This is a genomic window from Streptomyces sp. NPDC047043 (assembly GCF_040644055.1).
GTDB lineage: Bacteria > Actinomycetota > Actinomycetes > Streptomycetales > Streptomycetaceae > Streptomyces.
The window spans coordinates 62,242-81,964 of sequence record NZ_JBEYVO010000048.1 but is presented as its reverse complement, the minus strand read 5'-3'; the positions used below and the strand labels follow the sequence as shown (position 1 = coordinate 81,964).

The window sequence follows — 19,723 nt, the reverse complement described above, 5'->3', positions numbered from 1 at the left end:
GCCGACCGTGCCCGAACACACCTTCATCCTCAACGGCAGATCCGTGACCGTGGACATCGAGGACGACGTACGGCTGCTGTGGGCGCTGCGGGACGTCCTGGGCGTCACCGGGCCGAAGTACGGCTGCGGGCTCGGCGTGTGCCAGGCCTGTACGAGCCACATCAACGGCAAGGCGTTCAACCCCTGCAGCGTCCCCGTCAAGGACGTCGGCCCCACCGACGAGGTGACGACCATCGAGGGCCTGCCCGCCACCGTCGGCAAGGATCTGCACCCGATGCAGGAGGCCTGGCTGGAGTACGACGTCGCCCAGTGCGGGTACTGCCAGCCCGGGCAGATCATGACCGCCGTCGCCAAGGTCCGCCAGGCCCGCGAGGAGGGCCGCGAGATCAGCGAGGCCGAGCTCGACGAGATCCGCAACGTGTGCCGCTGCGGCACGTACCACCGCATCCGGGAGGCCATCGTGGCGGGCGCGAAGAAGTACTGAGACCGCCTACAGGATTCGTGCCTGCTCCAGCAGAAGGTCGCGTACGAGCGCCACGTGCGGGTTGGCCGAGGCCCCGGGGCGCTGGACGAGGAAGGCGGTGTTGATGGGCGGGTCGTCGGGTTCGTGCAGCAGGACCAGGGCGCCCGAGGCCAGTTCGTCGGCGCACAGATAGCGCGGCAGCACGCTGAAGCCCGCACCGCCGGCCACCGCCGCCGTCACGGCGTTGAGGTCGGGCATGGTCACCGCCGGCTGCCACACCAGGCGCCTGCCGAACACATGACGCCAGTACCGGCGGACGATCGGCAGATCCTCGGCGTAGGCGACAAGGGGGACGCCGTGCAGCACGGCCGGCCCGGCGGCGGCGATCCGGGCGGGGCCGCCGATGCGCCCCGCCCATCCCGGGGCGGCGACCAGCACGAACTCCTCGTCGCCGAGCGGCACGGAGGCCAGCGCGCGGCCGCGCGGACGGTAGGTCGCGATCACCAGGTCGTGGCGGCCTGCGCGCAGGTCGTCGAGGAGCGGCTCGGTCAGGCCGGGGGTGATGCGCAGCCGCACGCCCCGCTCCACCAGGGGTGCGAGCACGGGCAGGACGGAGCGGGTCAGATACTCGTGCGGGCCCGCCAGATGCACCGGCTCCGGTGCACGGTCCTCGCCGCTGCCGCCCCGGCCGGTGACCGCGGCGAGGGAGTCCAGGGGCTGCACGATCCGGGCGGCGAGCTCGTCCGCGTACGGGGCGGGGGAGACGCCGCGCGCCTGGCGCTCGAACAACTCGCGGTCCAGCTGCCGCTCCAGGGCGCGGATCTGTGTGGTGACCGTGGGCTGGGAGAGCCCGAGCAGGCGCGCCGCGGCCGTGAAGGAGCCGGTGCGGTACACCGCGAGGAACGTACGCAGCAGGTTCAGGTCCAGTGCCGCCGCAGCGCCGACCTGCGCCCTCTCCTCTCGGCTTTCCTCCAGGTCATTGGTTTCCCTATGCCTCATATGGATGAGCCTATTGGATTCCAATGGGTGTGCGGGCTTACGGTCGGGGACATCGCCACGCTGACGAACCAAGCACAGAACGTCAGCCAGTCGCCCCAGCCACCCCTCGGAGACACACCATGTCGAAGATCCTTTTCGTGATGACCGGCGCCGACCACTGGACGCTGGCCGACGGCACCCAGCACCCCACCGGCTTCTGGGCGGAGGAGGCCGCCGCCCCGTACGAGGCCTTCAAGGCCGCCGGCCACGAGATCGTCGTCGCCACGCCCGGCGGCGTCGTACCGACCGTCGACAAGGGCAGCCTCGCGGCCGAGGTCAACGGCGGGCAGGAGAACGCCGACCGGATCGCCGAACTCCTCTCGTCCGCCCCCGAGCTGCAGAACCCGATCCGCGTGGAGGACGTGAACCTCGACGACTACGCCGCGGTGTTCTACCCCGGCGGCCACGGCCCGATGGAGGACCTCGCGGTCAACGCCGACTCCGGCAGGCTCCTCACCCTCGCCCTGGAGTCCGGCAGGCCGCTGGGCGTCGTCTGCCACGCCCCGGCAGCGCTGCTCGCCGCCACCCAGGCCGACGGCAGCAACTCCTTCGCCGGGTACGAGGTGGCCGCGTTCACCAACGCCGAGGAGGCCCAGGCCGGTTTCGCCGACAAGGCCAAGTGGCTGCTGCAGGACCGCCTGACCGAGGCCGGCGTGCGAGTCCGGGTCGGCGAGCCGTGGGTGCCGAACGTCGTCGTCGACCGCAACCTCGTCACCGGCCAGAACCCCGCCTCCTCCGCCCCGCTCGCCGCCGAGCTGCTGAAGAAGCTGGGCTGAACCATGCCCGCCGACCGGCTCGACGAGGTCCTCGACTCCGCCTACGACTGCCTGACCCGGTACGGCGTGCGGCGCACCACGATGGACGACATCGCCACCGGCATGGGCGTGTCCCGGTCGACGCTCTACCTGTACGTGAACAACAAGGACGACGCCTTCCGCCGGCTCGCCGCCCGCCTGCACACGCAGGCCCTCGCGCGGGCCCGGACGGCGGCCACGGCCCCGGACGCCCCCTGCGTCGACCGCATCCGGGACGTCCTGGCCGCCAAGCTCGACCTGGTCCTCCACCTCTCCGGCGACTCCCCGCACACCACCGAACTCCTCGACCACAAGACCCGGTTGTTCGCCGACATCTGCCACACCTTCACGGCCGACCTACGACACCTGCTCACCGCCCTGTTCACCGAGGCCGGCATCCCGGGCGCGATCGAACCCGCCGAGACCGGCGCGCCCGTCGCGATCGAGCCCGCTGCTGCCGGCGCCTCGTCCGTGATCGATCCGGCTGATCCCGGCGCCCCGTCCGTGATCGAGCCCGCCGAAGCGGCGGACATCTGCCTCGCGCTCGTCGCCGGGCTGGAATCCGCTCCGGACGCCAGACGACTGCTGACGCCCGCGACCGACGCCCTGCTGACCGGACTGCTGGGTGCGCCGACGCCGATACGCTGACGCCCGATGGAGCGTGAAGAGGTACTGCAGGACGGGGCCCACCGCCGGGTCGTACGGATCGGGAACACCGTCCGGCGGCCCGCCCAGCCCTGGACCCCCACCACCCACGCGCTCCTCGCACACCTCGAGAACGTCGGCTTCGCCCACGCACCCCGGCCGCTGGGCTTCGACGACGAGGGCCGCGAGATCCTCACCCACATCGAGGGCGAATCCGGCCCCGCTGGCTGGGCGAACGTCGTACCCGACGACGGCCTGCGCGCCTTCGCCCGCCTCCTGCGCGCCTACCACGACGCCTGCGCGGACTTCACGCCACCACCCGGGGCGACCTGGCCCCCGGGCGGAGCCGGACCCGACACCCAAGGCGTCGTCTGCCACGGGGACTTCGGCCCCTGGAACATCGTCTGGCGGGACGGCCAACCGGTGGGCATCATCGACTGGGACTTCGCCCGGCCCGGACCGCGGGTACACGACGTGGCCTACGCGCTGGAGTACGTCGCCCCGTTCCGCGACGACACGGAATGTGTACGCCGGCTGCGGTACCCGGTCCCGCCCGACCGCCGCCGACGGCTTGAACTCTTCTGCACCGCCTACGGGTTGGAGTCCACCGAGGGCATGGTCGACGCCGTCATCGACCGGCAGCGCGACACGGCCGCCGCCGTACGGCAGTTGGCGGCGCAGGGTCACGAGCCACAGGCCACCTGGGTCGCGGCCGGTTTTCCGGCCGAGCTCGACGCCAGGGCCGCCTGGAGCAACGCGCATCGACATCTCTTCGAATAGCGCGAGCCGGCGTTCGCCCACGCCGACGAGGAGGCCTCCGCCCGCACCGACGCCCGGCCCCCACGTCCGGCCGACGCGGCCGCGGTGACGTACTACGAGTTCAGCAATCTCGACGCACCGCTTTCCGTCACCGGTACCGCCACCCTCGCACTCCCGCCCGCGGCCCGCGCCCTGCACCGGGCGGACGGTCTGCGGCCGCCGGGAGCCGAGGAGTTGGCGGTGTACCAGCACCCGCACTTTGGTGCCCGCCGGCCGTCATCACCCACCTGCACGCCGACGGCCGTATCCCCCACCTCGGCACCGTCCCCGACCCGGTCTGTGCCAGGACCTTGCGCAACTCGCCTGCCTCAAACGGCAGTTGGCTCCCCGACGAGCCGAGCGTCACCTCGACCACGGGCACCGCGCGGGACGGCCGCCGGGTGCGCATCGCCACAACCGGCCCTGGGACCCGGTGACCGTCCCCGTGCCCGCACCCGTCCGGGACGTACTGTCGGCGGCCGTCTATGACAACACCGTCCCGCCGGGTGCCTCGGACATGAAGGCGTTGGGGGAGGAACGCCCGTAGCCCCCTGGGTGGTTGGCGTGCAGGATGATCGTCATGGACTACGCCTCGAGTGATGTCCCCGCATTCCATGACCGGCTCATCGCAGAGCCGCGTCCCACGGACTTGGTCCTCGGGCCCGACGGGACGCGGTTGATCCTGTCCGTGGAGACGATCGACGACGAGGGAACGAAATACGTCCCGACGCTGTGGGAAGTGGACCCGTCCGGCGAGCGAGAGCCCCGCCCAGTGGACGAGTCCGGCCAGGGCGAGTTCGCTCCCGCCTTCGCCGCCGACGGCACGCTGCTGTTCCTCTCCGGCCGCGAGAACGGCGCATCCGCCGACAGTGAAGGCGACTCCCGGAGCGTGGCACTGTGGGCGCTGACCGAGCACGGCAAGGCCGAGCCGATCGCCCAACACCCGGGCGGGATCAGGGCGTTCACCGTCGCCAGGGGCTCGGACACCGTCGCCTACACCGCCGGTCTGCTGCCCGGCGCCGAGGATGTCGACACGCACGCCCGGCTTCGCCAAGACCGCGAGAAGGCCAAGGTCAACGCGGTCCTGTACGAGGCGAGCCCGGTCCGTGGCGGAGGCGTCGACCTCGGCTCCGACGAACCGCACACCTTCGTCCTGCACACCGACGCAGGCGTGATCGACGCCGGAAGCCAGGGTTTCGCGGGCAGCGGGGACATGGCCCTCTCGCCGGACGGAACGCTGGTTGTCCACACGCGTGCCGCCACCAGCCGTACCCCGGACACGAACACCATCGTGATCGCCGACGCCGCCACCGGCGCCGAACTGCGCACCCTCTCGCGCCCCGGCCACCAGTACTACTGCCCGGTGTTCACCGCCGACGGCGCGCGGCTGATCTGTCAGCGGCAGCGGGAGGAGACGTACGACACGGAGTGGAGGGTCACCCTCGTCGCGTTCGACCTGGCCTCCGGCGAAGAAACCGATCTCCTGCCGGAGTTCGACAACTGGCCGTGGCCGGGACGCCCGGTCCCCTCACCGATCCCCGGGGACGCCACCCTCTTCTTCACCGGAGACGAACAGGGCCACCGCCCAATTTTCCGCCGCGACGCGGACGGCACGGTCACCCGTCTGACCGCCTACGGCGCCCACACCGCGCTGTGCGTCTCGCCCGACGGAACCACCCTCTACGCGCTGCACTGCACGGTCGACAGCCCACCCCGAGTCGTCCGGCTGGACACCACCACGGCCGATCAACTCCCCACGCCGCTCAAGACCCCCGGCAACCTCGGCCAGCTCCCCGGCACCCTGACCGAGGTGCACACCGAGGCGGACGACGGATTCCCGCTGCGGGCCTGGCTCACCCTGCCCGAGGGCGCCTCGGCCGAGCGCCCCGCGCCGCTGGTCGTCGTCCCGCACGGCGGACCGCAGGCCTCCTCGAACACCTGGACCTGGCAGTGGAACCCCTGGGCGTTCGCGGCCCGCGGCTACGCGGTGCTGCTGCCCGACCCGGCCCTGTCCACCGGCTACGGGCAGCGCATGCAGGAGCGCGGCCGGGGCCAGTACGCCGGTCAGCCCTACCGTGACGTCCTCGCGCTGACGGACGCGGCACTGGCCCGCGCGGACCTCGACGCGAGCCGGACCGGCCTGGCCGGCTGGTCCTACGGCGGCTATCTGGCCAACCTGACCGCGACCCGCACCGACCGGTTCAAGGCGCTCGTCACGCAGGCAGGCATGTGGAATCTGGAGGCCTTCCACTACGACACGGACATGCACGCCTACTTCCAGAAGATCTTCGGCGACCCGCGGACACGGCGCGAGCGCTACGAGGCCAACTCACCGCACCTCGACGCCGCGAACATGGCGAAGTCGGCAACACCGATGCTGATCGTGCAGGGCGGCAAGGACTACCGGGTCCCGGTGGGCCAGGCCCTGGCACTCCACAACGACCTGCTGCAACTCGGCGTGCCCGTAAGGTTCCTGTACTTCCCGGACGAGAGCCATGCGATCCGGTCGCCGAACCATGTGCGGATCATGTACGAGACGATGCTGAACTTCCTCGACCACCATGTCCTGGGTCGGGAATGGAAACGACCTGCACTCCTTTGACCGCAGGAGCGAGGAAGCGCCCCGCACTGCTCCGACCGCTCGATCCGGGAGTCCGCCCATGCCCTCGGCAACCGAACCGCCCTGGCCCGCCCGCCTGTCCGCCTACGCCACGGTGAGTGCGGCGCTCGGTCTGCTCAGCGACCGCAGGATCGCCGACGCCGTGGCCGCGGCGCCCGCGCTGGGCTCCGGGATCGGTGGCCGGTCGGCGGAGCTGGAGGTGGAGGGCGTGCGTGTCTTCGTGAAGCGCGTTCCGCTCACGGACCTCGAACTGCGGCCCGAGAACGTGCGGTCGACGGCGAATCTCTTCGACCTGCCGCTGTTCTACCAGTACGGGGTGGGGTCGGCGGGGTTCGGCGCCTGGCGGGAGCTGGCCGCGCACCTCATGGCCAACGGGTGGGTGCTGCGGGGCGAGTACGCCGGATTTCCGTTGCTGTACCACTGGCGGATCCTGCCCGACCGGCCGCCGACGGGCTTCGTCGACGAACTCGGGGGCGTCGAAGGGGCCGTAGAACGCTGGGAGGGATCGGCCGCCGTGCGAGAGCGGTTGGAGGCCATCGGCCGGTCATCGTCCAGCCTGGTGCTCTTCCTGGAGCACGTGCCGCAGACGCTCGCCGCCTGGCTGGGCGAGAACCGCGATGCCGTCCCCTGGGTCGAGGAGGCCGTGACCAGCGGGGCGGCGTTCATGAGCTCGCGCGGATTCGTCCACTTCGACGCGCACTTCCTCAACCTGCTCACCGACGGCCGCCGGGTGTACTTCGCGGACTTCGGCCTCGCACTGAGCTCGCACTTCGAACTCGCCCCGGAAGAGGCCGACTTCCTCACCGACCACCTCGTCTACGACCGTTCCTACGTCCCGACGCATCTCCTGCGCCACCATCTGGTCAAGCGCGCAGCCGAGAACGTCGACCTCCGGACGTTCCTGCGCGACTGGACCGCAGGGCGCCGGCCCGCCGGCGTGCCCCCGCAGACCGCAGAGATCATCGACCGGCATGCCCGAACCGCACTCGTCTTCGACGACTTCGTCCACGGCTTGCTGACCCGCACCAAACGCACCCCGTTTCCGGCGGCGGACGTCCGTGCGGCCCTCAACGGCACGCCTGCGCAGCAGAGTTGACCGGTTTGGAGCCGCCCTGGTCGACGATTCAGTCCGCCGTCGGCAACTCCCGGAAACGCGCGGCCAGTTCGCTGCGAGTACGGAGTGCCGAGGTTCAAGTACACGTGCGTCAGGTGAAGGCCACACAGGGTGGGATACGGGCATGCTGCACACCATGCCGAACGAATCTGCAGCACCGTATCGCCGCCCCTTGCTGTGGGAGCAGCACTGCTGCCTGCCGTTGGAAAGGCGCGCGGACGTCGGTGAATTGGCCCGCTACCGCGGACCCGGAGGTGGCTTCGTTTCGGTGAGTGTGGGCTACGCCGTGACCGCGATCCTGGGCGGCAACTTCCATCGCGTCGCCACGCTGGTCTGGCAGTAGCCCGAATGCGGGCGGGTGCCGCTCAGATGCCCAGAATCTCCACCACCCCAGCGAGGGAGCTGACTTCGTGCGCATGGTAGAAGGGCGCCGACGGCTCGTATCCCCTGTTGAGATACACGGTTTCCCTCACGCCGAGGTCGGTTGCCGATTGCAGGTCGTAGCGTGGGCTGGACGACACGTGCAATGTCTCCTCCGGCCTGCAGTCCAACTGCTCGTACATGAACTCGAAGGCGCGCAGCCTCGGCTTGTACGCCTGCGCCATCTCGGCCGTGTACACCGCGTGGAACGGTGCGCCGAGCTTCGCGACATTCTGCTCGGCGTGTATGTCTGCCGCGTTGGAGATGATGACGAGAGGGAAACGCTCGGCGAGCTTCGCGAGGGGCTCCGGGACATCCGCGTGGGGTCCCCAACCCGGGATCGCCGCGAAGATCTTGGCGGGATCGCTCGGCCGGAACTCGACTCCGGTGCTTTTGCAGGCCCGCTCGAAGGCTCGGTGAATCACCTCGTCGTAAGGCCGCCAGTCGCCCATGACTTCGTCGAGCTGGTAGCAGCTGAACCGGTGGAGAAAGGCGTCCAACTTCTCAGGCGGGGCTACGTCTTTGATCACCTCTCTGGCGGCGGGGCCGATGGCGAAGTCCGTCAGGGTTCCGTACATGTCGAACGTGATGAACCTGGGATCGGGACCGCTCAACTGACTCTCCTTGTCGAACTTGCAGAAGGTGGCCATTCAGCAGCGGCTGCAGCGTGCCGAATCAGCGTGCCCATGGGGCAACCGACTCGGCCGACCGCTGATTCCCCCTCATCCCACGTCGCCGTAGACCACCCGCCCGCCGATGAACGTGGCCCGCACGCAACCCGCATCCGGCAACCGCAGCGCCTGCGTCAGCGGACGGTCCAGCAGCACCAGGTCCGCCGGTTCGCCGGGCGCGATCCGGCGCGGGGGACCGCCGGGATCGTGCAGCGGTGACAGCAGGCCGTCCAGGACCGTCCGGACCGGGACCCTTTCCTCCGGTCCGAGTACGCGCCCGGACGGCGTCCTCCGCTCGTTTGCCGCGCGCAGGCACGCCCAGGGATCCGGGTCTCCGTACGGCGCGTCACTGCTGGGAGCCGCCTGTACGCCCGCACGCAGCAGACCTCCGTACCGCCACAGATCGGGCCGGTCCTCGGGCTCGGTCCGGGCCCAGTAGTCGTCACCGCGAAGCGCGACCAGCGTCGGCTGGGTGACCACGCGGATTCCGCGTGCCGCGAGCTCCTTGGCCGCGGCCAGGTCGGCGACGGCGCAGTGCTCCACCCGGTCACCGTCCAGCCCGCCCGCCTGGTCCAACGCGGCCAGCGTCAGCGCCAGGGCCGTGCGCGTCACGCAGTGCACGGCGACCGGGCGGCCGGCGGCGTGCGCCGTGCGCATCCGTTCGGCGAGGTCGTCGAGGTCCGGGAGCGCATGGTCGGCGACCACGAGTTTCAACGGGCCCACGCTCACGCGCGTCGGATCGGCCTCCGAGGCCATGACCATGACCCGCTGCGGCAGTTCGCCCCGCTGTACGGCTTCGGCGACCACCCCGGCCGTTCCCGCATCCGGCGTGGCATCCGCGACATGGGTGACGCCCAGGGCTGCGAGCCGCGCCCCCACCGCCCGCAGGGACGGCGGCCGCCCTCCGACGGCAGTACGCAGCCACGCATCCGCCCGCCACAGCCGCCCCGTCGCCCGACCCGCGCCGTCCAACTCGACGCCGCCCGCGTGCACCCCGAGCGCAGCACACTCACGCACCCCGAGCCGTTCCAGCCCGACGGAGTTGACCACCCACAGTGCCCCCGAACGGTGCTGCACCCGCACCGGCACGCCATGACTCCACCAGTCCAGTACGTCCCGGTCCAGTTCGCCGTGCACCACGTCGTCGTAGCCGACGGCCCGCACCCACCCGTCCTCGCCCGCCGCGGCGCCCGAGACCGCAGCCGCCAGACCGTCCTGCGATACCCCGGACAGGTCGAGCGACGTCGCATGGGCCGCCATGGCCGCGAGGTGCAGGTGATGATCGGCCAGCCCCGGCAGCAGTGCGCCGCCGTCCGCTCGTACGTCCAACTCATCACCCTGCGGCTGCAGTTGGGGGCCGATCTCCGCGATCACCCCCGCACGGATCCGGACGTCGAGCAGCCCGCCCCGCAGCGCGGAGCGCGCCGGGTGGCACTCCACCCCACGCAGCAGCACGTCACCGTCCATCGTCGTCGCTCATGTCCGTGTCGAGCTCGTCCACCAACCCCCACCGCAAGGCGGTCACGGCATCCAGCCGCGCCCCGCTCAACATCATCCAGGCCGCCCGCCACCGTCCGATCCGTCGCGGCACGCTCACCGTCCCGCCCGCTCCCGGCACCAGCCCCATCCCCACCTCGGGCAGCAGGAAGAACGTTTCCGGCGAGGCCACCACCCGTCCGGCGAAGGCGGCCATCTCGATGCCCGCGCCCACCGCCGCGCCGTGCACCCGGACCGTCACCCGCTCCCGCATCCGGTCGATCAGCCGCCACGGCGCCCGGTCCAGCCGTACGAGGCAGGCGGCCACCAGATCCCGGGCGGTCCCGAACTCGGCGAGGTCGCCCCCGCTGCTGAACACCGGCCCGGCACCGGCCAGTTCGACCTCCTCGACGGTGTCGTCGAGGGCGGCCGACTCCAGCGCGTCGTACAGCTCCTCCCGCATCCGGAAGCTGAACGCGTTCCGTCGCTCCGCCCGGTCGAGCAACACCGACAGCCTGCCTCCGGCCCGCTCCACGCGGACCAGGGGCCGCTGTTCCTCGACGACGGCACGCGGTCCCCGCTCGGCCAGCCAGGCCGCGAACTCGCTCCCGCCCAGCAGCATCGAGTACACCGCCGCCTCCGCCGCCAGCCCCTGAAGCGTGCCGGGCGACGAGGTCTGCCGCAGCAATTGGCCCAGGGCCACGCTCGCCCGGGGGTGCCGCTCGACGGCCCGGGCCAGTACGTCGTACGCCTTGCGCGGATCCGCCACCGGCACCAACCGCCGGTCCTTCGCGTCCACTTGGGGGCCGGCCAGGGTGAGAGTCAGGGATTCCAGCAGCGGTCGTAGCTGATCGGGTGGCTGCTGTGTCGCGATCCCGATGGTGAGTGTCAGGGAGTCGCGGACCCGGTGTGCGGCAGCCTCCGGATCGGTGTCCTGCCGGTCGTCCCAGTCGTCGAGAAGCAGGCAGCGCACCGGAGCCTCCGGCCGCCCGTCAGGGGACAGCCGCAGCCCCTCGTCCACGCCGCTCGTCGTCCCGTCCACCCGACCAGCGTATTCAGCACCCTGCCCCGCACTTGGAAGCATTCGATTCTCCCTCGCGGTATTGGCATTCTCCATTTTCGCAAGTACGGTATCCGGCGATGAATGACTTCGCCCAGACCTCGTCCGGCATCCCGCTCAAGCCGGTCTACGGACCGGCGGACCGGGCTGCCGAGCCGCCTGAACCGGGCACCTTCCCCTTCACGCGCGGCAACTACGCCACCGGCTACCGGGGGCGGCTGTGGACGCTGCGGCAGTACTCGGGCTTCGGCACCGCGGAGGAGTCGAACCGGCGCTACCGCTATCTGCTGGAGCAGGGCGGAACCGGGCTCTCGGTCGCCCTCGACCTGCCCACCCAGTGCGGCTACGACTCCGACGACCCGGAGGTGAGCGAGGAGGTCGGCCGGGTCGGCGTCGCCGTGGACACGCTGGCCGACGCCGAGGTGCTGTTCGAGGGCGTCCCGCTGGACCGGATCAGCACCAGCTTCACCATCAACGGGACGGCGGCGATCCTGCTCGCCTTCTACGTGGCAGCCGCCGAGCGCAGGGGAGTGCCCCGGGCGAAGCTCACCGGCACCATCCAGAACGACATTCTCAAGGAGTACGCCTCCCGCGGCACCTGGATCTGGCCGCCCGAGCCGTCCCTGCGGCTGATCGCCGACACCATCGAGTTCTGCGCGGCCGAGGTGCCGAAGTTCAACGCCATCTCGGTGGCCGGCGCGCACTTCCGGGACGCGGGCGCCAACGCCGTGCAGGAAATGGCGTTCACACTCGCCGACGGCGTCACCTACTGCGACACGGTGCTGGACCGCGGCCGTATGACGATCGATCAGTTCGCCCCGCAGGTCTCCTTCTTCTTCTACACGCACGGCGACTTCTTCGAGGAGATCGCCAAGTACCGTGCGGGACGCAGGCGTTGGGCGACCATCGTGCGCGAGCGCTACGGCGCCGGATCCGACAAGGCGGCCATGTTCCGCTTCGGCTGCGTCGCCGGAGGCGCCTCGCTGTTCGCCCCGCAGGCCCGTAACAACACCGTCCGGGTGGCGTACGAGGCGCTGGCCTCCGTGCTCGGCGGCGTCCAGTCGATGTTCACGGCCGCCTGGGACGAGCCGTTCGCGCTGCCCAGCGAGGAGTCGGCGACGCTCGCCCTGCGCACCCAGCAGATCCTCGCCCACGAGACCGGCGTCGCCCGCGTCGCCGACCCGCTCGGCGGCTCCTACTTCGTCGAGGCGCTCACCGATGCCACCGAGGAGCGGATCGTCGAGGTCATGGCGGACCTGGAGCGGCACGGCGGGATGGTCCGGGCGATCGAGGACGGCTATCTGCAGGGCCTCATCGCGGATGAGGCCTACCGGGTGCATCAGCAGGTCGAGGCGGGTACGCGGCCCGTCATCGGCGTCAACCGGTACGTCGACGAGGACGAGCCCGCCCCCGACATCGCCACCTACGAACTGGACGCCAGGGGAAGGGAGTTGCAGCTCAAGCGCCTCGCCCGGGTCAAGGCCGAGCGCGATCCGGCTGCCGTCCGCGCCCGCCTCACGGCGCTGGCGAGAGCCGCCGAAGGCACCGACAACCTCATGGGCCCCCTCGTGGAGTGTGCGAACGCCTACTGCACCGTCGGCGAGATGGTCGCCGCCCTCAAGGACGTGTGGGGCGAGTTCCAGCAGCCGGTGGTGTTCTGATGGGCACCCGGATACTGATCGCCAAGCCCGGTCTGGACGGCCACGACCGGGGCGCCAAGATCGTGGCGCGGGCACTGCGGGACGCGGGCTTCGAGGTCGTCTTCACCGGCATCCGGCAGCGCGTCGAGGACATCGTGGCGACCGCCGTCCAGGAGGACGTGGCCATGGTCGGTCTGAGCATGCTGTCCGGCGCCCATCTGGCGCTCACGGCCCGGACCGTCGAAGCCCTGCGGGCCGCCGACGCCGGTGACATCACGGTCGTCGTCGGCGGGACCATCCCCCCGGCGGACGTGCCGCGGCTGCGGGCGGCGGGCGCCGCCGCGGTCTTCCCCACCGGAACGCCCCTCGACGTCGTCGTGGCGGAGGTCCGCGCCCTGACCGCGAGCCCCGCCTCACCCTGACCCACCGCGCGAGCGGAGCCTCGACCCCGAACACCTGGAGGGAACGTGCGGATCGGCGTCATGATCGGGCCGGAGCGGGGCGACAGTGCCCGCAAGGTCGCGCGGATGCTCGCGGACGTGGAGTGGGCCGAGTCGGCCGGCCTGGACACCGCCTGGATTCCCCAAATCCCCATGGACTTCGACGCGTTGACCGCTGTTGCGCTGATGGGCACCCGGACCACGCGCATCGAGCTGGGCACCGCCGTCGTCCCCCTGCAGGCCCAGCACCCGATCGCGCTCGCCCGCCAGGCCCTGTCCACCCAGGCGGCCACCGGCGGACGGCTCGCGCTCGGCATCGGCCCCTCGCACCACTGGATCATCCAGGAGATGCTCGGCCTGCCCTACGAACGCCCGGCCGGCCTCACCCGTGACTACCTCGACGTCCTGGACGCCGCCCGGCGCGGTCCCGGCCCCATCGACGTCGAGAACCGCACTTTCACCGTCCACAACCCCCTCGACCTCGCCCCCGTCGCCCCGCTGCCGGTCCTCCTCGCCGCCCTCGGCCCGGTCATGCTGCAACTCGCCGGCGAGCGCGCCGAGGGAACCGTGCTCTGGATGGCCGACGAACGAGCCGTCGCCGAACACGTCGTTCCCCGCATCACCAAGGCCGCCGAGTCGGCCGGACGCCCGGCCCCGCGCATCGTCGCCGGCGTCCCGGTCTGCCTGTGCCGCCCCTTTGAGGTCGACGCGGCCCGCGAACGTGCGAACCGCATTCTCGGGGAGGCCGAGATCTCGCCCAACTACCAGCGGCTGCTCGAGTACGGCGACGCCGAGGACGTCGGCGACCTGTGCGCGGCGGGCGACGAGGAGGCCATCGCCGCGCGCTTCAAACGGTTCGCCGACGCCGGGGTCACCGACCTGTCCGTACGGCTGCTGCCGATCGGCGAGGGCCGGGACGAACTCGTCGCCTCCAAGCGCCGTACCAGGGAAATGATCGCGAACCTCGCCGCGGAGCTCAGGTGATCGCCGGCCCCCTCGCCGGCCTGCGGATCCTCGAGGTGGGCCACATCCTCGCGGGTCCCTTCGCCACGATGCTGCTCGCCGACCTCGGCGCCGAGGTGACCAAGATCGAACCGCCCGGCGGTGACCTGTCACGCCAGGTGGGCGACGCCTACTTCGCCAGTATCAACCGCAACAAGCGCAGCATCCGCCTGGACCTCACGACGGAGCAAGGCCAGGGAAGACTGGGTGAGTTGGTGGCCGACGCGCACGCGCTGCTGGTGAACCTCAAGCCTTCGGTCATACGGCGACTGGGGCTGACGTACGACAGCCTGCGCCGCTTCAACGAGCGGATCGTGTGCGTCGCCGTCACCGGATACGGGCTGGACGCGGGCGACGACCCCGCCTTCGACTACGTGATCCAGGCCGCGACCGGCGTGGCCGCCCTGACCGGCGACCCCGACGGCCCGCCGACCCTGCCCGGGTACTCCTCCGTCGACAACTCGGCAGCCCTGACGGCCGCGTTGGGACTGCTCGCCCAGATCGTCTCCGCGCGCGGCGGTCAGGTCGAGGTCGCGCTGCGGGACGTGATGCTCGCCCAGCTCAACTACCGGGCCGCCGCCTACCTCAACGACGGTGTCGAGCCGCGCCGGATGCCGTTCGGCGCGCACTCGTACTACGTCCCCGCCCAGCTGTTCCCCACGGCGGACGGGTACTTGGCACTGTTCGTGACGCACGACGGCTTCTGGAAGACCTTCGCCGCCGAGGCCGGGATCGCCGAAGCGGCTGGGACCGGCGGCTTCTCGACGATGGCCGAGCGTGCCGCCCGCCGCGACGAGGTCCTCGCCGTCGTCACCCGCGCCCTCGCCGCCGACACGGCCAAGGGCTGGGAAGCGCGGCTGCGCCCGCTCGGCGTCCCGGCGGCGGCCGTGCGCACACTGCCGGAAGCCCTGGACGCCACTCCGGAGAACATCGTGCGCGCGGGGGAGTACCGGCTGGTCGGCAGCCCGGTGCGGATCGCCGGTTACGAGCCCGAGTACCGGCCGCCGCCCCGCCTGGGCGAGCACGGCTCATTCGTAGTGGACGGTGACTGAACCGGCGTCCGGAACACCCTGGCAGGTCAGGACGTAACCCTCGGCCACCTCCTCCTCGGTGAGAGCGTCGTTCACCCGCATCGTCGCGCTGCCCTCGGTCACCCTGGCCATGCAGGTGGCGCAGTTGCCCGCCTCGCAGGAGAAGGGCGGGGTGAGGCCGGCCCGGCGGGCGCTCTGCAGGAGAGTCTCGTTCGGGTGCTTGGGTATCGAGACATGCTTGGCGCCGAGCAGGATCGTGACGGTGCCGGTGTCCTCGGGAGCCTTCGCCGCCGTCCCGTTCACCGCGGGCGCCGCCGCACCGCTGCCGAACCGCTCGCTGAACACCCGCCCCGGCCCCGGCAACGCCGACTCCACCAGCTCCATGAAGGGCTCCGGCCCGCACACATACGCGTCCGCGTCCCCGTCCGCCCCGACGAACTCCCGTACGGCGTCCGGGTCGAGGAACCCCTGATCGGCATCCAGGTGCCGTACGACCGTCAGCCGGCCGGGATGACGCGCGGCCAGGTCCTCCAGCGCCGAGCAGAAGATCGCCGCATCCCGGTCGCGGTCCGCGCACAGCAGCCGCACGCTGCGGTCGCTGGTCGCCAGAGTGCTCTTGGCCAGCGAGAGGATGGGGGTGATGCCGCTGCCGCCGCTGAAGCCGAGCAGCGGTGTCTCGGCGGAGCGCAGACAGAACAGGCCGCGGGGCTGGGTGAGTTCGAGCTCGTCGCCCTCGCCGACGTGGTCGATCAGCCAGTTGGAGACCTTGCCGCCCGGGACGCGCTTGACCGTTGTCGTCAGTTCGGCATCGGTCTCCGGGGCGCTCGACATCGAGTATGAGCGCAGCAAATCCCTGCCGTCCACGCGCACCCGGAAGACGCAGAACTGCCCGGCCCGGTACGAGAAGGGGCCGTCGTGCGGGTCCAGCACGAAGGTCCGGGCGTCGGCCGTCTCCTGGACGATCTTGACGACGGTAGCGCGCCGGAACAGGGCGGGGCTCGCCATGGACGCCCTCCTCGAGCTCTGGTATTAAGGTTCTGTCGGAGTGAGAATACTATTCTCGTCTGGAAGATGGGACCCTCTCAACGGGTGGGGTGAGATGCGGGTGGGGGCGAGATGAGCGAACGCGCCGCGCTGGTCTTCGAGGACCGGGAGTACGGCCGGGCCGAACTGGCCGCCCTCGCCGACGGGTTGGCCGCGACGTTGGCCCGGCGCGGCGTACGGGCGGGGCAGCGGGTCGCGCTCATGTCGTCCAACCGGCCGGAGTTCGTGATCGCGGTGCAGGCGATCTGGCGGCTGGGCGCGGCGGTCGTCCTGCTGAGCCCTGCCTGGAAGCGCGGCGAGGTCGAACACGCCCTGGAGATCACTGAGCCGGAGCACGCCGTCGGCGACCACCCGGTACTCGCCGAGCTGATGCCGATGCTGCACCTGGACGAGCCGATCACCCCCGGGCACGGCAATGACGTTCCCTACGATCCGGCCGCGGACGCCGTCCTCGTGTTCAGCTCGGGCACCACCGGCCTGCCCAAGGCGGTCCGTCACACGCACGCTTCCCTCGCCGCCGCCGTACGTCACTGGCGGGACGCACTCCGGCTCACTTCCCACGACCGCATCCAGATCGTCACCCCGCCCTCGCACATCCTCGGCCTGCTCAACATCGTCACGGCACTCGAGACCGGCTCCTGGCTGCGCCTGCACCGCCGCTTCGACCTCGACCGGCTGCTGCACCACATCGAACTCGACCGCATCACCATCGAGATGGCCGTGGCCCCCATCGCGCTCGCCCTCGCCTCTCACCCGAAGCTGGAGCGGTACGACCTGTCCTCGCTGCGCTACATCATGTGGGGCGCGACACCGGTGACCCCCGGCATCGCCGAGACGGTGACGCGGCGGACCGGGGTGGGCTGGGTGCCCGCCTACGGCGCCAGCGAACTGCCCGTCATCGCCTGCAATCCGCTCGACGGGGCCCGCCTGGACACACCGGGGCGGCCCGTGCCCGGGGTGGACCTGCGCGTGGTCTCGCTGGGGAACGGGCAGCCGCTCGGGCCGGGCGAGACCGGCGAGATCGAGGTGCGCTCGCAGTCCCTGATGGCCGGCTACCTGCCGGCCGAGGCCACGGCGGAGGCCCTCCACGACGGCTGGTACCGCACCGGTGACGTCGGCAGGGTCGACGCGGACGGCTGGGTGTATCTGACCGACCGCTCGAAAGAGATGATCAAGGTGCGGGCCTTCCAGGTCGCCCCCGCCGAAGTCGAGGCCGTGCTGCACGGCCATCCGGAGGTCGCCGACTGCGCGGTCTTCGGCGTCCCCGACGGTGCGGATGGGGAGGCGGTCGTCGCGGCCGTGCAGCGGAGCGGACCCGTCGAGGCCGCCGAGCTCATCGAACTGGTCGGCAACCGGCTCGCCTCCTACAAGCGGCCGCGCCGGGTGGAGTTCGTCGACGGCATCCCCCGCCTGCCCTCCGGCAAGGTGCTGCGGCGCGTCCTGAAGGAACAGGCCATCGAAGAACGGGCCCTCCAGAACCAGGTTCTCAAGGAGCGCGATGGACGTACGTCTGACGGCTGAGCAGCGCCAACTCCGGGCCGCCGCCGCCCGGTTGGCGGACGATCTCGGACCAGGCTCCGTCCTGGACCTGGAGGACACCGACCGGATCGCGCGACTCGAGAAGGCGGTCGAGGCGACCGGCTGGCGCGTGCTACGGTCCGACGGCGCGTCCGGCGTCGAAGTCGCCCTGGTCGTCGAGGAGTTCGGCCGCGGGCTGGTCGACGTACCGCTCCTCGGACCCGTACTCGCCGACGACCTGACCCCTAAGGCCGCGCCGACAACCGTCGCCGTGGACGGCGAGGCACGGGACGCACGCGGCATGCGAAGAGCCGTCACCCTCGAAGGCAACCGTGTTCTTTCCACCGAGATCGGCCCTCTCGCCGCCGGCGCCGACCTGACCCGACGCAACGCCCGACTGCTCGGCGCCCCCGAACAGATCGCCATGGTCTCCGACGAGACCGCAGACCGCTGGCGGGCGTTGGCCCTGGTCGCCACCTCCGCCGACCTCGTGGGCACGGCCCGCGGCGCGCACGCCCTCGCCTGCGAATACGCCAAGATCCGCGAGCAGTACGGGCGGACGATCGGCTCCTACCAGGCGGTGGCCCACCTCCTCGCCGAGGGGCTCGCCCTCATCGAGGGCTCGATCAGCGTGCTCCGGCACGCCGCCTGGGCCGTGGACGAACTCCCGCCCGCCGAGGCTCTCCACGCCGCCCGTATCGCCAAGCTCTACTGCGCCCGCGCCGCCCGCACCGTGTGCGAGACGGCCGTCCAGGTGCACGGCGGCATCGGCAACACCTGGGAGTGCCTCGCCCATGTCCATCTGCGCCGGGCGCTGACGTCCACCGACCTGTTCCCCGTGCGCCTGGAGGAGATCGACCGTGGACTTTCGTGACTCGCCCGAAGAGGCCGCCTTCCGCACCCGCCTGCGCACCTGGCTGGCCGAGCGGACCGGCACCTTCCCGGCCGCGGGCGACGAGTACTGGGCCCGCCAGGGCGAATGGCACCGCGCCCTGCACACGGCCGGCTTCTTCGGACTGTCCTGGCCCAAGGAGTACGGCGGCCACGCACTCCCGCCCGTCTACGACGTCATCCTCGACGAGGAACTCGCCCGCGCCGGCGCCCCCGCGCGCCCCAGCCTCGGCTACCTCGTCCAGGGCCTCGGCCGCCACGGCGGCGAGGAGCTGCGCCGCCGCTTCCTTCCCGGCATGATCGACGGCACCGAACGCTGGTGCCAGGGCTTCAGCGAACCCGGCGCAGGATCCGACCTCGCCTCCCTCACCACCACGGCCACCCGCGACGGCGACACGTACATCGTCAACGGCCACAAGATCTGGACCAGTTACTCCGACGTGGCCGACTGGTGCCTGCTCCTCGCCCGCACCGACCCGGACGCGCCCCGGCACAAGGGCATCTCCGCGTTCATCGTCGCCATGGACCAACCCGGCGTCGAACAGCGCCCGTTGAAGATGATGAGCGGCGTGACCAAGGAGTTCGGCCAGGTCCTCTTCGACGGGGCCACCGTGCCCGCGGACCAGATGGTCGGAGCTCCCGGCGAGGGCTGGGCTTTGGCCATGACGGTCGTCGGGCACGAACGCGAGCCCGCCACGCTCGGCTTCTCCGCCCGGTACGGCAAGCTCGTCCACGAGCTCGTCGCCCGCACACAGGGCGCCCCGCCACCCGAGCTCGCCCGGGCCGTCGTGGAGACGGAGATGCTGCGCCTGCACGTACGGCGGCGGCTGTCCGAGCAGCTCGACGGCGTCTCGCACGGACCCGAGGGCTCCCTCGACAAGCTGCTGATGACCTGGACGGAACAGACCGTGGGCCACGCGGCCCTGGCCGTCGGCGGCACGAGCGACGCGGACCTTTTGCACGCGTATCTCTACAGCCGCGCGCAGAGCGTCATGGGCGGCACCTCGCAGATCCAGAAGAACATCATCGCCTCACGGATCCTCGGACTGGGAGCCTGA

The 19,723-nt window shown here is 71.3% G+C and carries 20 protein-coding genes; 15 read left to right on the top strand and 5 right to left on the bottom strand.

Annotated features, from left to right (window positions below; genetic code table 11):
• The first annotated feature begins 7 nt into the window (after positions 1-7).
• On the top strand, positions 8-484 hold the full coding sequence (locus tag ABZ880_RS49085; RefSeq protein WP_361277580.1) for a (2Fe-2S)-binding protein: 477 nt from the start codon (positions 8-10) through the stop codon (positions 482-484).
• A gap of 6 nt (positions 485-490) precedes the next feature.
• Here ABZ880_RS49085 and ABZ880_RS49080 read toward each other — a convergent pair whose 3' ends face one another.
• Complete coding sequence (locus ABZ880_RS49080) at positions 491-1,462, bottom strand: LysR family transcriptional regulator (RefSeq protein WP_361277579.1); 972 nt, start codon at positions 1,460-1,462, stop codon at positions 491-493.
• Between the two features lie 119 nt (positions 1,463-1,581).
• Here ABZ880_RS49080 and ABZ880_RS49075 point away from each other — a divergent pair, with 119 nt between their 5' ends.
• From ABZ880_RS49075 to ABZ880_RS49045, 7 genes are all read left to right on the top strand, one after another.
• Entirely contained in the window at positions 1,582-2,277 is a 696-nt protein-coding gene (locus ABZ880_RS49075) for a type 1 glutamine amidotransferase domain-containing protein (RefSeq protein ID WP_361277578.1), read from the top strand.
• 3 nt (positions 2,278-2,280) lie between these two features.
• Positions 2,281-2,943: a TetR/AcrR family transcriptional regulator gene (locus ABZ880_RS49070; protein ID WP_361277577.1), complete on the top strand. Its 663-nt coding sequence runs from the start codon at positions 2,281-2,283 to the stop codon at positions 2,941-2,943.
• A 6-nt stretch (positions 2,944-2,949) separates the two neighbouring features.
• A complete protein-coding gene (locus tag ABZ880_RS49065; protein ID WP_361277576.1) occupies positions 2,950-3,720 on the top strand; it encodes an aminoglycoside phosphotransferase family protein in 771 nt (256 codons plus the stop codon).
• 358 nt (positions 3,721-4,078) lie between these two features.
• Positions 4,079-4,285 (top strand): hypothetical protein, encoded by a 207-nt coding sequence (locus tag ABZ880_RS49060; RefSeq protein ID WP_361277575.1) that lies wholly within the window; start codon positions 4,079-4,081, stop codon positions 4,283-4,285.
• A 33-nt stretch (positions 4,286-4,318) separates the two neighbouring features.
• Positions 4,319-6,340, top strand: a complete 2,022-nt coding sequence (locus ABZ880_RS49055) for a S9 family peptidase (RefSeq protein ID WP_361277574.1) — start codon at positions 4,319-4,321, stop codon at positions 6,338-6,340.
• A 58-nt stretch (positions 6,341-6,398) separates the two neighbouring features.
• Positions 6,399-7,454: a protein kinase family protein gene (locus tag ABZ880_RS49050; RefSeq protein WP_361277573.1), complete on the top strand. Its 1,056-nt coding sequence runs from the start codon at positions 6,399-6,401 to the stop codon at positions 7,452-7,454.
• Positions 7,455-7,596: 142 nt separating this feature from the next.
• A complete protein-coding gene (locus ABZ880_RS49045; RefSeq protein WP_361277572.1) occupies positions 7,597-7,815 on the top strand; it encodes a hypothetical protein in 219 nt (72 codons plus the stop codon).
• 22 nt (positions 7,816-7,837) lie between these two features.
• Here the strand turns inward: ABZ880_RS49045 and ABZ880_RS49040 are convergent, their stop codons facing one another.
• From ABZ880_RS49040 to ABZ880_RS49030, 3 genes are all read right to left on the bottom strand, one after another.
• Positions 7,838-8,542 carry a haloacid dehalogenase type II gene (locus ABZ880_RS49040; RefSeq protein ID WP_361277571.1) on the bottom strand — a complete coding sequence of 235 codons (705 nt, stop codon included), beginning with the start codon at positions 8,540-8,542 and terminating at the stop codon, positions 7,838-7,840.
• A gap of 72 nt (positions 8,543-8,614) precedes the next feature.
• Positions 8,615-10,030, bottom strand: a complete 1,416-nt coding sequence (locus tag ABZ880_RS49035; protein ID WP_361277570.1) for an amidohydrolase family protein — start codon at positions 10,028-10,030, stop codon at positions 8,615-8,617.
• The gene (locus ABZ880_RS49030) at positions 10,020-11,081 is read right to left on the bottom strand and encodes an enoyl-CoA hydratase/isomerase family protein (RefSeq protein WP_361277569.1); all 1,062 of its coding nucleotides are present in this window, start codon (positions 11,079-11,081) and stop codon (positions 10,020-10,022) included. Before ABZ880_RS49030 ends, ABZ880_RS49035 begins: the two co-directional genes overlap by 11 nt.
• Before the next feature lie 98 nt (positions 11,082-11,179).
• Between ABZ880_RS49030 and ABZ880_RS49025 the strand changes: the two genes are divergently transcribed.
• From ABZ880_RS49025 to ABZ880_RS49010, 4 genes are read left to right on the top strand one after another with little or no spacing between them, the layout of a single operon-like run.
• Positions 11,180-12,760 (top strand): methylmalonyl-CoA mutase family protein, encoded by a 1,581-nt coding sequence (locus ABZ880_RS49025; protein ID WP_361277568.1) that lies wholly within the window; start codon positions 11,180-11,182, stop codon positions 12,758-12,760.
• On the top strand, positions 12,760-13,161 hold the full coding sequence (locus ABZ880_RS49020) for a cobalamin B12-binding domain-containing protein (RefSeq protein WP_361277567.1): 402 nt from the start codon (positions 12,760-12,762) through the stop codon (positions 13,159-13,161). The genes ABZ880_RS49025 and ABZ880_RS49020 overlap by 1 nt, the downstream gene beginning before the upstream one ends.
• 45 nt (positions 13,162-13,206) lie before the next feature.
• On the top strand, positions 13,207-14,163 hold the full coding sequence (locus ABZ880_RS49015) for an LLM class F420-dependent oxidoreductase (RefSeq protein WP_361277566.1): 957 nt from the start codon (positions 13,207-13,209) through the stop codon (positions 14,161-14,163).
• Positions 14,160-15,233 carry a CoA transferase gene (locus ABZ880_RS49010; RefSeq protein ID WP_361277565.1) on the top strand — a complete coding sequence of 358 codons (1,074 nt, stop codon included), beginning with the start codon at positions 14,160-14,162 and terminating at the stop codon, positions 15,231-15,233. Before ABZ880_RS49015 ends, ABZ880_RS49010 begins: the two co-directional genes overlap by 4 nt.
• Here the strand turns inward: ABZ880_RS49010 and ABZ880_RS49005 are convergent.
• Positions 15,210-16,217 carry a ferredoxin--NADP reductase gene (locus ABZ880_RS49005; RefSeq protein ID WP_361277564.1) on the bottom strand — a complete coding sequence of 336 codons (1,008 nt, stop codon included), beginning with the start codon at positions 16,215-16,217 and terminating at the stop codon, positions 15,210-15,212. The two genes, ABZ880_RS49010 and ABZ880_RS49005, sit on opposite strands and share 24 nt — an antisense overlap.
• 111 nt (positions 16,218-16,328) lie before the next feature.
• Between ABZ880_RS49005 and ABZ880_RS49000 the strand changes: the two genes are divergently transcribed.
• From ABZ880_RS49000 to ABZ880_RS48990, 3 genes are read left to right on the top strand one after another with little or no spacing between them, the layout of a single operon-like run.
• Entirely contained in the window at positions 16,329-17,777 is a 1,449-nt protein-coding gene (locus ABZ880_RS49000) for an AMP-binding protein (protein WP_361277563.1), read from the top strand.
• Entirely contained in the window at positions 17,755-18,648 is an 894-nt protein-coding gene (locus tag ABZ880_RS48995) for an acyl-CoA dehydrogenase family protein (RefSeq protein ID WP_361277562.1), read from the top strand. The genes ABZ880_RS49000 and ABZ880_RS48995 overlap by 23 nt, the downstream gene beginning before the upstream one ends.
• Entirely contained in the window at positions 18,635-19,723 is a 1,089-nt protein-coding gene (locus ABZ880_RS48990; protein ID WP_361277561.1) for an acyl-CoA dehydrogenase family protein, read from the top strand. The genes ABZ880_RS48995 and ABZ880_RS48990 overlap by 14 nt, the downstream gene beginning before the upstream one ends.